This window comes from Chloroherpetonaceae bacterium, assembly GCA_033763895.1.
Classification (GTDB): Bacteria; Bacteroidota; Chlorobiia; order Chlorobiales; family Thermochlorobacteraceae; genus JANRJQ01.
Genome location: JANRJQ010000004.1, coordinates 597,698 through 613,266 on the forward strand (window position 1 = coordinate 597,698; position 15,569 = coordinate 613,266).

General features: G+C 42.1%; 11 protein-coding genes. 9 read left to right on the plus strand and 2 right to left on the minus strand.

All coding sequences use genetic code 11. The annotated features are described in order from the left end of the window. The first annotated feature begins 116 nt into the window (after positions 1-116). The 6 genes from tig (at position 117) to SFU91_03265 (ending at position 11,411) form a co-directional block, all read left to right on the plus strand. Positions 117-1,415, plus strand: a complete 1,299-nt coding sequence (gene tig, locus SFU91_03240; protein MDX2128031.1) for a trigger factor — start codon at positions 117-119, stop codon at positions 1,413-1,415. Positions 1,416-1,512: 97 nt separating this feature from the next. Then, positions 1,513-4,341 carry a patatin-like phospholipase family protein gene (locus SFU91_03245; GenBank protein MDX2128032.1) on the plus strand — a complete coding sequence of 943 codons (2,829 nt, stop codon included), beginning with the start codon at positions 1,513-1,515 and terminating at the stop codon, positions 4,339-4,341. A 140-nt stretch (positions 4,342-4,481) separates the two neighbouring features. After that, positions 4,482-6,761 carry an aconitate hydratase gene (locus SFU91_03250; protein ID MDX2128033.1) on the plus strand — a complete coding sequence of 760 codons (2,280 nt, stop codon included), beginning with the start codon at positions 4,482-4,484 and terminating at the stop codon, positions 6,759-6,761. 170 nt (positions 6,762-6,931) lie between these two features. Then, on the plus strand, positions 6,932-8,287 hold the full coding sequence (gene icd / locus SFU91_03255) for an NADP-dependent isocitrate dehydrogenase (protein ID MDX2128034.1): 1,356 nt from the start codon (positions 6,932-6,934) through the stop codon (positions 8,285-8,287). Between the two features lie 216 nt (positions 8,288-8,503). Beyond that, positions 8,504-9,892: an ammonium transporter gene (locus SFU91_03260; GenBank protein ID MDX2128035.1), complete on the plus strand. Its 1,389-nt coding sequence runs from the start codon at positions 8,504-8,506 to the stop codon at positions 9,890-9,892. Positions 9,893-10,202: 310 nt separating this feature from the next. Beyond that, positions 10,203-11,411: an ABC transporter permease gene (locus tag SFU91_03265; GenBank protein MDX2128036.1), complete on the plus strand. Its 1,209-nt coding sequence runs from the start codon at positions 10,203-10,205 to the stop codon at positions 11,409-11,411. Positions 11,412-11,417: 6 nt separating this feature from the next. Here SFU91_03265 and SFU91_03270 read toward each other — a convergent pair whose 3' ends face one another. Then, on the minus strand, positions 11,418-12,617 hold the full coding sequence (locus SFU91_03270) for an ArsA family ATPase (protein ID MDX2128037.1): 1,200 nt from the start codon (positions 12,615-12,617) through the stop codon (positions 11,418-11,420). Positions 12,618-12,719: 102 nt separating this feature from the next. Then, the gene (gene mazG / locus SFU91_03275; protein ID MDX2128038.1) at positions 12,720-13,544 is read right to left on the minus strand and encodes a nucleoside triphosphate pyrophosphohydrolase; all 825 of its coding nucleotides are present in this window, start codon (positions 13,542-13,544) and stop codon (positions 12,720-12,722) included. Positions 13,545-13,679: 135 nt separating this feature from the next. Between mazG and SFU91_03280 the strand changes: the two genes are divergently transcribed. The 3 genes from SFU91_03280 to arsB are packed head-to-tail and all read left to right on the plus strand — an operon-like array spanning position 13,680 to position 15,562. After that, on the plus strand, positions 13,680-13,961 hold the full coding sequence (locus tag SFU91_03280) for a metalloregulator ArsR/SmtB family transcription factor (protein ID MDX2128039.1): 282 nt from the start codon (positions 13,680-13,682) through the stop codon (positions 13,959-13,961). A gap of 48 nt (positions 13,962-14,009) precedes the next feature. Beyond that, positions 14,010-14,507 carry an ArsI/CadI family heavy metal resistance metalloenzyme gene (locus SFU91_03285; protein MDX2128040.1) on the plus strand — a complete coding sequence of 166 codons (498 nt, stop codon included), beginning with the start codon at positions 14,010-14,012 and terminating at the stop codon, positions 14,505-14,507. Then, positions 14,504-15,562: an ACR3 family arsenite efflux transporter gene (gene arsB / locus SFU91_03290; protein MDX2128041.1), complete on the plus strand. Its 1,059-nt coding sequence runs from the start codon at positions 14,504-14,506 to the stop codon at positions 15,560-15,562. Before SFU91_03285 ends, arsB begins: the two co-directional genes overlap by 4 nt. The last annotated feature ends 7 nt before the right edge of the window (positions 15,563-15,569 follow it).

Consider the following 15,569-nt stretch of genomic DNA (forward strand, 5'->3'; position numbering starts at 1 on the left):
TTCAATAAAAACAGGCGCAGCAAGTGCGCCTGTTTTTTTATCTTTACAACTTGTTTTTTTAATCCGTAAAAGCCCCGAAAGTTTCGGGTTACTTTTCAAACACAATACTAACTGCCTTGACACACGATATAAAAGTTCTTAGTGCAACAGAACAAGAAATGACGCTCACGTTTGAGCACGATGATTACCAAACCGAATTGAACAATCGGTACAAAGAAGCCCAATCGGCGGTACAATTTAAAGGATTTCGCCGCGGAAAAGTCCCGATGGATTTAATCCGCAAAACGATGGGGAAAGAAATTGAATCCGATACCGTTGAAACCATTACCCAAAAAAAATTCTCAGAGCTTGCCGAGTCTCTTAAAATCAAAATGGTCGGCCGGGCACGAATTCGTCATTTTGAATTTAAGGGCGATCTGACGCTTCAAGTATTTGTTCAGTATGAAGTTCAACCGGATTTTGATTTAAAGCCTTATGAAGATTATGAGTTTATTCGCCCGAAATACACAGTAACCGATAGCTCGGTTCAAAATGAAATTAAAAGTTTGCTTCGAGAGCATGCGGTTTGGGTAAATGAAGATAAGCCGGCTACAGAAGAAAACATGATTGTGGCTGATGCTCAAAAACTGGATAACGGTGGGATGCCCATTATCGGCGGCCGATTTGAAAATCAGGAATTTAACTTGAAAGCAATGTCGCCGGAGTCGCCACTTCGTAAATCACTTCTTGGCGTGATTCCAAATGATGAACGTGTGGTGGATTTAGAACTTGCCGATAAGAATGGCGCAAAAGAACTTGCTAAAATTCGTGTGACCATTAAAGAAGTAAAACGACAAGATTTTCCCGAACTTACCGATGACTTAGCCAAAGAGATCACCAACGGGCAATTCGAAAGTGCCGACGCACTAAAGACGGATATTCATAAACAACTGGAACAATTTTATGAAGCTCAAGCCGAAGAGGCATTAAGGGAAGATATCGCTCAAAAATTTGTAAAGGAAAACACGGTTGAACTGCCGCAATCGCTCGTTGCTTCATTTTCAGATTCATTTGTTGAGAATGCGAAATATCGATTAGGCGGAAAATTTCCTCCGAATTTTAACATTGATGCATTCCGACGCGAAACCCGCCCAAGCGCAGAGATGCAGGCAAAATGGATGTTGATAAGGACAAAAATCATTGAAACCGCCGGGATAAAACTTGAAGAAGCCGATATTCAAGCCCTCGCCGCTGAAGATGCCAAAAAGTACGGCATCGATACCGAGGCAATGATGAAAAATTATCAGTCAGAAGAAATGCTAAATGTCGTGATTGACCGAATCATGCGCACCAAAGTGTATGACCACTTGAAATCAAAAATGAAAATCAAAGAGGAAGTTCGCGAATTCAAGCCCGAAGATGCAGTCGAAGCTTAATTCATTTGTTGTTCATAAAAGGGCCGAGTTTCTCGGCTCTTTTTGTTTTTTTTCTCCTACATTTGTGATTGATGTTTTGCTCACCAAACCGTAATGAATGACTTTGAGGCACATCTTTCGCCACTCGTTAATATTCAAATTAGGTATTGCTTTTGTTATCCTTTCTAGTTCTCATTTTTGTATTATTTGTTCATCCTTCGCTCAACCGGTTATAGGAACCGATTCATCAACCCTTCAAACCATTTCTTCCCAATCGTTCATTTTTGAGAACCGAACATTACCAGAATTTTTCCAATACAAAACCGGACGATTCAAAAAAATTGGTTTGGTTCTTTCAGGCGGTGGCGCACGAGGCTTAGCACATATTGGAATTCTAAAAGCCTTTGAGGAACATCATATTCCAATTGATTACTTGGTTGGAACAAGTATCGGTGGGTTAGTTGGGGCACTTTATGCCGGCGGCTATACTGCAATTGAACTTGAACAAATTGCTGATACTCTCAATTGGCCAAAACTTACCTCACTCAGTTCTGCAAGACGAAGACAAGACTTATTTCTCGAACAAAAAAGAACCTTTGACCGAGCGATTCTCACACTTCAATTTGATGGGCTTCGGTTGATAATTCCAAAATCGATAAGTGCAAGCCAACCACTAACAACAGAAATGGACTTATTGCTTTTGAATGCACCTCATATTGTCGGTAAACAAGGATTTGATTCTCTCAAAGTTCCATTTCGCGCCATCGCCACTGATTTAGGAACAGGAAAAAAAGTTGTGCTTCGAGATGGCTCGTTATCTGAAGCCGCTCGAGCAAGTTCAACCGTACCAATTATTCATAAACCCATTGTGCGAAACGGCAGTGAACTGGTAGATGGCGGTTTAGTTGCAAATGTGGATGTTGAAACAGCGGAACTACTCGGTGCAGATTACACCATTGCCGTTGATGTCATGAGTGACCTTTACCGCCCCAATGAAATTGATGCACCTTGGAAAGCCGCCGACCAAGTCATATCAATACTTATGCAAAAGCAAAATGCACAACAATTAGCCAAAGCCTCTCGTGTCATTTCTCCACCATTAGATTCAATAAGCAGCTCCGATTTCTCCCGCATCAAACCATTGATTGATATTGGTTATCGCTGCGGACTTGCTTTTATCGATTCAATCTCACAGGAAATTCGAAAAGGGGCTCCTTCAAATTTTCATATTTCAAACTTTCCGATTTCAGGATATGAAATTACTTTTCAAGGCATTTCCACCTTTTCAAAAGAACAACAAGAGTTGTTTCGACAATTGGCAACCGCTTCCCTTACCACAACATCTCTAATTTCTTCATTACTTGATACCCGCTTTTTTCAGAACGTATCGCTTGTGCGCGATTCTTTGAATAAACGGTTAACCGTAAAACTTAACTCACTTCCAATATTTAACTCCGTTCAGTTCAATCTTCGCAGTGAGGTTACGGATTCCCTAAACTCGCTTTTTACGCCAATCTTCTCCCGCCATTACAAAGGTGAAGAAATCGCTGATATTCTTGATAAAGCCCAGAAAGCCTATCGTTCATTAAAACGAAATAATTTATTAAAACTGAGCGCAAAGACATTAAAAGATGATACGCTTTACATTGAACTTTCAGAAGAAAAGATCTCTCAAATTGTTTTGAAAAAGGATCGAGGTTGGACTAAAGACGACGTGATCTTGCGTGAATTTCAAATCGTACCGGATGAACATTTTGAAACCGAAACGTTACGAGGCACGATTGACCGACTGACAAACCTTGGAATTTTTGATCGGGTTTCTGCTTCGTTACAAGCCGAAGAAGACTCTTTAGGAAATGGTAAAAAAACAAAATTGGTAATTTCGCTTGAGGAACGATTGACCGAGTTATTACGCGTTGGGTTTCGAATCGATGACCTTTACGCCAGTCAAATTTATTTGGATTTCAGAAATGAAAGCTTTTTAGGAACAACCACAGAAATTGGAGGTTCTTTTACTCTCGGTACCCGAAATGCTTCTGCCCAAGCCGAGATTCGCGCTTCTCGTTTATGGAATACTTATATCGATTTTTACTCAAGTTTATTTTTTGAAAGACGTAATGTTTTTTCTACCCAAGTGAAATTTAATTCAACCGAATTTGATCAGGAACGGGTGCAATTGGGGGAATACTTTTTTGAAAACTACGGGATTAGCACGGGTGTCGGTTGGCAATTTGGAAGTGCCGGTGCATTTTCACTTCAAGCATTTTTTGAAAAAGCAAATTCGCGACAGCTTTTTACCGCGCCTCAAGTTTTGCAATCTTTACCGCCGATTTTGGAATCGAATCGATTTTTAAGTTTTAAGGCAGAGCTTACCATTGACACCCGCAATATGCCCGTTGGCGCAACCACGGGCAGTTATACTGAAGTCTTTTACGATTACACGCCACCATTCTTGGGTAATGACATTGAATTCTCAAGGCTTTACTTTGCACACGAATTCAATACTGCTTTCAATGATTGGCTGTATGGTAGAGTTCGTTTTGATTTTGCAATCAGTGACGATCGAACACCTTTGGCAAAGCAATTTAGCATCGGCGGTTTCGGCTCAGCTTATAGCAGCACGTTTTATGGTTTGAGAATGGATGACTATCGAGGTCGTCAAATTATGGTGGCCGGCACGGAAGTTCAAGCGCTGCTCCCAATTCAATTTGTTGTCCCTACACTTATTGGTATTCATTATAATTTTGGAAATGCTTGGGAGCAATTTAGCTCAATCCGATTTCAAGAAATGATTCACGGTGTTGGTGCCGTTCTTACACTTCGTACGCCAATTGGCGAGGCCCGCGTGGGTGTTGGCAGGCCATTTCGTTTGGTTCAAATCGGAGAAGAATCTTTCATTCGCTTTGCCCCAAGTGTTTATTATGCAGCAATCGGTTACGAATTTTAATCGAATTGCACTATGCTTACTAAAATCGCACATTTGCAGGCAATAAAGATTTTGTAATTTAGAAAACCTAAAGGTTGAACTCATTCGAAATTTCTTAAAACCAAAACGCGGAAATGCTTCCGCAAAAGGAGTAACTCATTATGGCTTTATTTGACCTCGAGATGATACAAGCTGTTTATCAACGCTTGCCTGAACGCATTTCAGCGGCTCGTAAACTTCTTGGCCGACCGCTCTCCCTAACCGAAAAAATACTCTATAGCCATCTTGATGCCGCCACTCCAGCAAAGAACTTTCAGCGAGGTAAGGATTATGTCGATTTCAACCCTGATCGTGTTGCGATGCAGGACGCAACTGCACAAATGGCACTTCTTCAATTCATGCAAGCAGGTCGAAGTACAGTGGCAGTGCCATCTACCGTTCATTGCGATCACCTCATCACGGCCAAAGTCGGCGCCGGAGATGATCTTAAAAATGCGAACGATGAAAGCAAAGAAGTTTATGATTTTCTTGCCTCTGTCTCGAATAAATATGGCATCGGTTTTTGGAAACCGGGCGCAGGGATTATTCACCAAATTGTTCTTGAAAATTATGCTTTTCCCGGAGGCATGATGATTGGTACCGATTCCCATACTGTCAATGCAGGCGGGCTTGGAATGGTTGCGATTGGCGTTGGCGGAGCCGATGCGTGCGACGTGATGGCCGGCCTTCCTTGGGAATTGAAATTCCCAAAACTGATTGGTGTGAAGCTGACGGGGAAATTAAATGGTTGGGCATCTGCAAAAGATGTCATTCTTAAAGTTGCCGGTATTCTTACCGTTAAAGGAGGAACCGGTGCAATCATTGAGTACTTCGGAGACGGCGCAATCGCGCTTTCATGTACCGGCAAAGGCACAATCTGCAATATGGGCGCAGAAGTCGGTGCTACAACTTCAACCTTTGGTTACGACGCCTCGATGTCTCGCTATCTTCGTGCAACCGGCCGCGAAGCCGTTGCAGCACTTGCCGATTCCGTCGCCGAGCACTTAACCGGCGACCGTGAGGTGTATGAATCGCCCGAAAAGTATTTCGATCAAGTCATTGAAATCAATCTCTCAGAATTAGAACCACACCTGAATGGTCCTTTCTCCCCAGACATAGCCACACCAATTTCTAAACTTAAAGAAGAAGCCGCGAAAAACGGTTGGCCAATGAAAGTTGAAGTCGGATTGATTGGCTCTTGCACCAATTCATCGTATGAAGATATTTCACGCGCAGCTTCTCTTGCCAAACAAGTGGTTGCCAAAAACTTAAAGACAAAAGCTGAGTTTACCATTACCCCGGGTTCGGAGCAGATTCGTTATACCATTGAGCGCGACGGATTTTTGGATGTGTTTGATAAAATTGGCGCAAAAGTTTTTGCCAATGCCTGTGGCCCGTGCATCGGAATGTGGTCAAGAATGGGGGCTGAAAAGAAAGAGAAAAATACCATCGTCCACTCCTTTAATCGAAATTTTCAAGCGCGGCAAGACGGTAATCCTAATACCTATGCCTTTGTGGGCTCACCGGAACTTGTAACAGCCCTTGCCATCGCCGGCGATTTGGGATTCAATCCCCTCACCGATTCACTCATCAACGAAAAGGGTGAACAGGTCATGCTTGACGCGCCAACCGGTGATGAGCTTCCACCTCAAGGTTTTGATGTCAAAGACGCCGGTTTTCAAGCGCCTTCGCAAAATGGTGAGTCCATTGCGATTCGGGTAGAACCAAGCTCAACCCGACTTCAACTTTTAGCTTCCTTTTCTGCTTGGGAAGGGACAGATTTGAAAGGCCTTCGTTTACTCATTAAGGCAAAAGGCAAGTGCACCACCGATCATATTTCCCCAGCCGGAAAATGGCTGATGTTCCGTGGGCATTTGGACAATATTTCAAACAATATGCTTACCGGTGCAACAAACTTTTTCAACGATAAAATTAACTCGGTAAAAAACAGTCTTTCAGGTCAATATGACGAAGTTCCCAAAGTGCAGCGTGCATACAAAGCTGCGGGAATTGGCTCAATTGTCGTTGGAGATGAAAATTACGGTGAAGGCTCCTCACGCGAACATGCGGCAATGGAACCAAGGTTTCTGGGTGTTCGTGCCATTTTGGTGAAATCTTTTGCACGCATTCATGAAACCAACTTGAAAAAGCAAGGCATGCTCGCACTTACCTTTTCAAACAAAGAGGATTATAACAAGGTGAGAGAAGATGATGTAATCGATATTGTTGGGCTTACGAGCTTTGCACCGAGCACTCCGCTTACCGTTGTGATTCATCATCAAGATGGAAGCACAGACGAGATTTTGGCAAATCATACTTACAATGAAAATCAAATCGAGTGGTTTAAATCAGGCTCCGCGTTGAACCTTATCAAACTTCAACAGCAAGGCGAATTGGCTTAATTTTATCCTTCCTATATGAAAAGGTCGGACTTATGTTCGGCTTTTTCATATACATAGGGGTAAAAAAAGACCTTCCGCCCATAGTTTTTTTGGTAATTTTGTATTCCGTGCCGAAAAAATGAAAAGAAATTCCAAAAGCGGCACTTTTTTTTAATCCAATCATTCGTAACATGCAGTTAGTCACCGAATCCGCCCCTACCTATGAACGTTTAATTCCACCACAAAAGGGAGAAAAAATCACGACCGTCAATGGGAAACTCACCGTTCCCGATAATCCGATTATTCCATTTATTGAAGGCGACGGCACCGGGGTTGACATTTGGCCGGCCTCTAAACTTGTTTTGGATGCCGCAGTAGCCAAAGCTTATGGAGGAAAGAAAAAAATCGAGTGGTTTGAAGTGTATGCCGGCGAAAAAGCCAACAAAGTTTATGAAAAGGAAATCTGGCTACCTGATGACACGATTAAAGCCATCGGTGAATATTTAGTAGCAATCAAAGGACCCTTAACGACCCCAGTTGGGGGCGGTTTTCGAAGCATAAATGTTGCCCTGCGACAAATGCTCGACCTTTACGTTTGCTTGCGTCCGGTTCAGTATTTCAAAGGAGTTCCTTCTCCCGTTAAGCATCCGGAACTTGTTGATATGATCATTTTCCGTGAAAACACCGAAGACATTTACGCCGGTATTGAATTCAAAGGAGGCTCTCCGGAATCGCAAAAACTCTTGGATTTCATTCAAAAAGAATATCCAAAGATGTTTGAGAAAATCCGCTTTGGAACGGAGTTGAAAGCTCACGACTTCTGGCAATTGGTTGGCACAACCGTTGATGAATCCGTTCAAGTAGGATTAGGAATTAAACCGGTTTCACAAAGTGGAACCATACGCTTGATGCATAGCGCTATTGAATATGCGATTCAGAATAATCGCAAAAATGTAACGCTTGTTCATAAAGGCAACATTATGAAGTTCACCGAGGGTGGCTTCCGCGATTGGGGCTATGAAGTGGCGAAGAAATATTTCGGTGCTGTTGAAATTGATGGTGGTCCGTGGTGTCGAATTCCCGAAGGAAAGCGCGGCGCAGGCATCATCATTAAGGATTCAATCGCAGATGCGTTCCTTCAACAAATCCTTACTCGCCCAGCAGAATACGACGTTATTGCCACCTTAAATTTGAATGGCGATTATATTTCAGATGCGCTTGCCGCCCAAGTAGGGGGAATCGGAATTGCACCCGGAGCAAATATTAATTATATCACCGGTCACGCGGTATTTGAAGCCACCCACGGAACCGCACCGAAATATGCCGGTCAAGACAAAGTTAATCCGGGGTCAGTCATTCTTTCGGGCGAAATGATGCTTCGTCATTTGGGTTGGAATGAAGCCGCCGATCTTGTAGTGAAAGGCCTTAACGCCGCGATCAGCAATAAGACGGTTACTTATGATTTCGCGAGACTGATGGAAGGGGCTAAAGAAGTGAAATGCTCTGAGTTCGCTCAAGAAATCGTTAAAGCAATCCATCTTTCATAACTTCCGAATCTACCAATTCATGATAAAGCGAGCCAAATGGCTCGCTTTTTTTTCTCCTATCCTATTTTTTTTACGAAGCTTGATTACTTCAAATAGATTTTAAAGAAATGTTCCCTAAATTATTTAGGTGTTGCGTATATTTGCCTTCATAATTAAGATCATTTTCCATTTATCTATCAATAAAGCAACTTCTTTTTAATTTTATCCTAAATTCTTATGATGAAAAAAATCTCTGGCGGTTTAGCGCTTACCCTGTTGGCCATTTGTTCAACAAGTAATCTCGTATTCGCTCAAGATTCGGTTGCCGCTCCGCCAATCAGTGCCGGTGATACCGCTTGGGTGTTAATTAGTGCAGCCTTAGTGATGCTCATGACTCCCGGGCTCGCATATTTTTATGGTGGAATGGTACAATCAAAAAACGTGGTTTCCACTCTTTTTAAGAATTTTTCTGCAATTGCAATTGTCGGTGTTTTATGGGTCGTTTGTGGTTACAGCCTTGCTTTTGCGCCATCAAACGGAGGGATTATCGGTGGATTAAATTGGTTGTTCTTGAATGGCGTTGGGCAAGAAGCTTTTAGTGACTACTCCGCCACTATTCCGCATCTCGCGTTTATGATTTTTCAATGTATGTTCGCCATTATCACTCCGGCATTGATTATTGGTGCAATTGTTGAACGCGTCCGCTTTAGCGCTTGGCTTGTTTTTATGGCGGTTTGGTCCCTTATCGTGTATTCACCGGTAGCGCATTGGGTTTGGGGTGTTGGAGGATGGATTCGCTCGATGGGTTCATTGGACTTTGCAGGCGGTATGGTTGTGCACATGACGGCCGGGTATTCAGCTCTTGTTGCCGCGGCGTTGGTTGGCCATCGTAAAGTTGCTCACTCAGAAGTAAAGCCGTTCAGTTCAGGCTATGTAATGTTAGGCACTGCGTTACTATGGTTTGGTTGGTTTGGGTTCAATAGCGGTTCTGCATTGGGTGCAAATGGTCTTGCCGCACATGCATTTGTTACCACGATGGCTGCTGCTTCAATGGCGTTTCTTTCTTGGATGCTTCTTGATTGGTTTACAAAAGGAACACCCTCTGCAATTGGTGCATGTATCGGCGCTGTCGCAGGGCTTGTCGCCATCACTCCAGCAGCAGGGTTTGTTTCTATTTCCTCATCCTTAGTGATTGGATTGATTGCTGGCGTTCTTTGCAACCTTGCCGCTACACTTGTTAAGAAAAAAATCCCTCTTGATGATTCGCTCGATGTTTTTGCCTGTCACGGGGTAGGTGGAACATTAGGAACAATCTTAACCGCCATTTTCGCAAGCAAAGCCGTCAATGGCGCTGGTGCAGATGGTCTGATCTTTGGAAGTGCCTCATTGCTTATCTCAAATTTAATCTCTGCCTTCGCTGTTATTGCCTATAGTATGATTATGACTTTTGTCATCTTGAAGGTCATTAACATCATCATTCCGCTCCGTGCAGAAGCCTCAGAGGAAGTCACCGGACTTGATACAAGCATTCATAATGAATCGATTTATAACCACGCTTCCATTGGAATCGAAGAACCGACATACGAAGCCAAACCGAAAAAACGGGAACTGGAAGAATTGGTTTAATTTTATTGACTTTAATTGTTGATGAAAAGGAGGCGAAAGCCTCCTTTTTTTTCCCGAATTCGTAATTCGAAATTCTACTTTCTTACTTTTACAAGTTATCAATTCCCAAATTCACTGTAATGTTTGAACTGTTCTATCTGTGAACTGTGTTAGGTTTGAACGTGATCTTATTTCAGCTTATTGCCTTTACATCGATCCTAATTCATTGATTTTTCATTAAGCAAATTTATGTGAATGATTGCTTCGTGAGTAATGAGGGATACGATTCAGCAAACCAAAAAATATCGTGTTTTTAAAGGAAATCTTTTTGATGTCGCTTTCATCTTTGAAGGCGAACACGCTTCGCTCCATTCTTACAATGTTTGGGATAACAGTGGGTGTTTTCTCTGTCATTGGTGTAATGACCATCATTTCTTCTTTACAGGCACAAGTAGAGGAAGGTTTAAATATTTTGGGTTCGGGGACTTTTAAAATCTCACGGTATCCTGCAATAAACTTTGGAGGGCCGCGTTCTTCTCGCTTCGCGAACCGCCCAAAAATAACCTATGAACAAGGATTAAGGCTTCGCAAACTTTTGGGAAACGACGCGAAATCCGTTGGACTTGAAGTTGGAACAGGAGGGCGCACTGCGGTTTACAATGGCATAAAAACTAATCCGAACCTTGACATTTACGGTACTGATCAATTTGCACTCTTAACCAATAATTACGAAATGGAGAACGGTCGATTTCTTACCGAAGAAGACGTTCTTTATGCTCGAAATGTTTGTGTCGTCGGTTATGATGTCGCACAAAAGCTTTTTCTTTCAGAAAATCCGATTGGTAAAACGATTAAAGTTCAAGGGAAAAATTATGTTGTAATCGGTGTCGTCTCTCCAAAGGGAACTTCATTTGGGCAAAGTCAAGATTTATTTGTCACAATACCAATCACCAAATTCTTTGAAAACTATGGAAAAACATTTCGTAGCCTTCAAATTTCTGTTCAGGCGTTTTCACAAAGCGATTATGACCAATTGTTGGATAAAACCATTGGCTTAATGCGCGTCGTAAGAGGGCTTGATGCCACTGAAGAAAATGATTTCGAAATGGTTTCGAATGAATCGCTGATTAGTACTTTCGAGCAAATTGCAGGTGTAATTCGAATCGGGGCATTTATCATTAGCTTTATTGCATTAATCACGGCCGGTATTGGGATTATGAATATTATGCTGGTAAGTGTTACAGAGCGCACGAAAGAGATTGGAATTCGAAAATCAATTGGTGCAAAGAAATTCAGCATCTTAAAGCAATTTTTGATTGAAGCCGTGCTTCTTTCTGAAATGGGTGGATTGATGGGAATTATTGTGGGTGTTACTGGGGGAAACTTATTTGCAATTGCCTTCAACGCCCCATTGGTTTTCCCTTGGGATTGGGCTTTTATCTCACTTTTTGTTTGTTCAATTATCGGAATTGGATTCGGGATTTATCCGGCTTTTAAGGCGGCATCTTTAGATCCAATTGAGGCACTTCGTTTTGAATAAAGCAAATCAAACTGCCACCGGTTCTGCTTTGAGTGCCGGTTTAAATTTAATTTCTAAATACCCCTCAGACATTTGAGCTTCTTTTGGCTCAAGACCGGCCAAGGAATCCGGAAGAGCAATTTCCTTTGAACGGTTTCCAACTGTTAATTTCAAAGAAGAGCCTAATCGGGAAAGCTCAACTTGCTCTGTTGCGGCGAAAGGCAACTTTACTTTGAGCACAGCGCCATCTTCCTCAAATCTTACAGCAACTGGTCTTTCGTCATAAAGCAAAGCGGCCGGGTCGGTATCTTCATACAATGCTTTTCCAAGCGCTCTTAATCTTTCAATGCCATTAACTTCAGAGCGAAAGAGAGGTACTTTGAAAATCGGCATTGGTGACAAATCTTGGTCAATCGTTTTGAGATGATTTTGCTGCGAAGCATACCATTCTGAAAGATATCCTTCTTTCGCGTCGTCAGGAATTACCTTGTTAACAATCGCAGCATCTACCCTCATTCCGTATAAATTCAAATAAGTCAATGCCCGCCGCGATTCATCAATCACCATTTTTTCGGGGTTCATGACCAATCGTGCGGAAGTTATTGCTTTGGTATCTAAAATATTTCGGATGTCTTTTAACCGATCAAGCGAGCGATCCCAAACGCCAACCACTTCCTCAGGCGCAACAATTTTATTAAGACCCGGCGTTACTTTTGAGATAGGACGAAGTAAGGGACTTAATATAAATTTCTCAACCGTTCGTGTGACTTTCAACAGCCATTCTAATACTTCCGGTAATGAAAGCAATCGAAGCGTTTCACCGGTTGGTGCCATATCAACAATCACGACATCGTAGTTATTCTTTCCAAAAAAATCGCGAATTCGAAGAAGACTGAAGAGTTCCGACATTCCGGGAACGGTGGCAAGCTCGCCGGAAATCCCTGAATCTGCTCCTAAAGTAATCAGCAGCGAAGCAACATATTCGCGAATCACACCCCAATTTTCGTTGAGTTCGACATACGGATCGATTTCAATGGCATCAAGATTTGTGATAACCGTTTTTATTTCGCCACTGAGCGGCACCCCAAGTGAATCAGCAAGGCTGTGGGCCGGGTCGGTGGACATAATCACTGTCCGATGACCCAATTCGGCGCAACGAATAGCCGTTGCCGCGGCAGAGCTTGTTTTACCAACCCCGCCTTTTCCCGTAAAAAAAATGATTCTCATGATTGAATGTGTAAATTTCTACTGCTGATGCAATTCTTTGGAGTGAATTTGTGGCTCTTTATCAACGGTATTTAATTCTTGATGGTTTGAATGAATATTAATTTAATTTTTTTGTGCTTCCATTTGCTTAGCCTCATTCCAAAAAACATCTAATTCAGTCAAATCGTAATCTTTCCACGATTTTCCGCTCTCAGCCACACGCTTTTCAATGTGCTGAAACCGACGGAAAAATTTTTCGTTCGTTTTGCGTAACGCATCTTCAGGATTCACCCCAATAAACCGACTGTAGTTGACCAGCGTAAAAAGAATATCACCGAATTCCCCTTCGCGCTCTTCCTGTGAAGATGCATTTTTCAACTCTGCCATTTCTTCACCAAGCTTTAAGAGAACTTCTTCGCTTTGCTTCCAATCAAATGAAACGCCCGCTGCTTTTTCTTGCATACGAAATGCTCTTAAGAGCTGAGGCATTGCTTTTGGTACGCCCTCTAATACCGATTTTCTTCCTTCTTTGAGTTTTAACTCTTCCCATTTTCTTTTTACATCCCCTTCATCCGAAACCGTTGCTTCACCAAAAACATGCGGGTGTCTGAAAATGAGTTTTTCTGAAATTGCATCCAACACACTTTCCATCTCAAAGGCACGGCGCTCCTCAGCCAATATGCTTTGAAAGCATAAATGAAGAAGAATATCGCCCAATTCCTTTTTTAGCTCATTGTCATCCTTGACATCAACCGCGTGAACCATCTCGAAGACCTCTTCAATTGTCAAATGCAAAAGCGAATCGGGCGTTTGCTTTTGATCCCAAGGGCACTCCTTTCTTAAAAGCTGAACAATTTTGTAAAGCCTTTCAAATTTCTCACCAAGTGTTACACCTTGCACATTTTGCAACTGTTGTTTATTCAAATCCATTGCATTCGATGATTTCATCCTTTAGTTCAATTCATTAAAGTTCCAATTTCACAAGGTACGGTAAGCATAAGGAAATTTTACATCGCGGTTACTTGCCGTTAAACTTAATTATCGTAATTTGACGATGAAAGAATGTAAAATTAAAATGTAAAAGTGAAAAAATTGCAAAAATCGGATACTGATTCTTTATCGATAAAACTTAAAGCGCTTTCACATCCGGTAAGACTTCAGATTCTTGAAATCTTAAAAGATAAAGTGTGTATTTGCGGTGAGATCGTTGATGTCCTTCCTTTATCGCAAGCTACTGTCTCTCAGCACCTAAAAGTATTGAAAAATGCCGGGTTTATTATTGGTGAAACCGAAGGCACAAAAGTTTGTTACATGCTTAATAAAATTGAATTGGAACGATTTAAAAAACAAGTTTCAAGTTTATAGATTCAACATCTCAATCGCTACTTTACGATTAAATTCAAAAAAAAAGTTATGACGAAGCCGACCATTCTTTTTCCGCATACGGCCATTTACACGCCTAACCTCGCAGAATCAATCGCATTTTACACGACGCTTTTTGGGGTCAATCCTGTTAAAGTTAAGCCCGGTTATGCCAAGTTTGAATTGCATAATCCAAAATGGAATTTTACACTTAACGAAAAGCAACCCACTTTCGAGGTTCACAATTCAGTTTTGAGTCACCTTGGGTTTCAAGTGTCTTCGACAGAAGAGGTCAGTTCGATGCTTGAACTTTTCAAAGAACGCGGGATTCAACCAACGCTTGTTGAAACCGGCACGACTTGCTGCTACGCCGTTCAAGATAAATTCTGGGTTCGCTCACCCGAGGGAATCGATTGGGAAGTATTTACCGTTCTTTCCGACGCTGAGTCATTTCGTGACGATGCTCCCGGTACGAAAGAAATGTGTTGCAGCCCAATGGAAAATGCACAACCACTTCAACTCTCAATCCCAATCCTCAATCAAGAATGAACTTGCCAGAACAAGCTTCACAACTCAAGCGACTCTCCACCCTTGATCGATTTCTTCCGTTGTGGATTCTTCTCGCAATGGGGGCCGGACTGCTTTTATCCCAGTCTTTCCCTTCTACGCCAAGAGCTTTAGAATCTGTTCAAATCGAAGGCGTCTCATTACCGATTGCCATTGGTCTTTTGGTGATGATGTATCCACCGCTGGCGAAAGTTCGTTACCATATGCTTTCAGGGTTTGTGACAAAGTGGCGGCTTTTTCAAGTTTCCCTTTTTTTGAATTGGATAGTTGGCCCAATTCTAATGACAGCTTTAGCGTGGATATTCTTTCCCAACGAAACTGAATTTCGAAATGGGCTAATTCTTGTTGGCCTTGCACGTTGTATTGCAATGGTTTTAGTATGGAATTCACTTGCTTGTGGAAGCTCTGAAATTGCCGCGATTCTCGTAGCACTCAATTCAATCTTTCAAATCCTGACTTATTCACTTTTTGGATGGTTTTTTATGAGCGTTCTCCCAATGTGGGTCGGCAGTGAATCCGCCGCACTATCAATATCCATTTGGTCAATTGCAAAAAGTGTTCTCGTTTTTTTGGGGATTCCGTTTCTTCTTGGTTTTCTCTCTCGATTTTTGTTTACTCAATGGAAGGGTGAAGCGTGGGTTGAATCTCAGTTTCTACCCTTTATCTCGCCTTTTGCATTATTGGGTCTTCTTTATACCATTGTACTCATTTTTGCAATGCAAGGAAATACACTCCTTTCAAAACCCATTGCCGTTGTATCGATAGCTGTTCCTCTTCTGCTTTATTTTGTGCTCATGTTTTCGCTCTCCTTTTGGCTTTCCTATGTCACAAAACATACTTATGAAGAAAGTGCTTCAATCGCATTTACGGCAAGTGGAAACAATTTTGAATTAGCCATAGCCGTTGCCATCGGCACTTTTGGGATTACTTCAGGTGAAGCTCTTGCTGCTACGGTTGGTCCACTTGTTGAAGTTCCTGCTTTGGTGTCACTTGTATATCTCTCGCTTTGGTTTCAACGCCGTTTTTATTCAAACTAAATTTTCA

Excerpts from the sequence above, each read along its gene's own strand:
- SFU91_03245 (MDX2128032.1), top strand. The coding sequence starts at position 1,513 with ATGACTTTGAGGCACATCTTTCGCCACTCGTTAATATTCAAATTAGGT.
- SFU91_03265 (MDX2128036.1), top strand. The coding sequence starts at position 10,203 with ATGTCGCTTTCATCTTTGAAGGCGAACACGCTTCGCTCCATTCTTACA.
- icd (MDX2128034.1), top strand. The coding sequence starts at position 6,932 with ATGCAGTTAGTCACCGAATCCGCCCCTACCTATGAACGTTTAATTCCA.
- arsB (MDX2128041.1), top strand. The coding sequence starts at position 14,504 with ATGAACTTGCCAGAACAAGCTTCACAACTCAAGCGACTCTCCACCCTT.
- SFU91_03250 (MDX2128033.1), top strand. The coding sequence starts at position 4,482 with ATGGCTTTATTTGACCTCGAGATGATACAAGCTGTTTATCAACGCTTG.
- SFU91_03270 (MDX2128037.1), bottom strand. The coding sequence starts at position 12,617 with ATGAGAATCATTTTTTTTACGGGAAAAGGCGGGGTTGGTAAAACAAGC.
- mazG (MDX2128038.1), bottom strand. The coding sequence starts at position 13,544 with ATGAAATCATCGAATGCAATGGATTTGAATAAACAACAGTTGCAAAAT.
- SFU91_03260 (MDX2128035.1), top strand. The coding sequence starts at position 8,504 with ATGATGAAAAAAATCTCTGGCGGTTTAGCGCTTACCCTGTTGGCCATT.
- SFU91_03285 (MDX2128040.1), top strand. The coding sequence starts at position 14,010 with ATGACGAAGCCGACCATTCTTTTTCCGCATACGGCCATTTACACGCCT.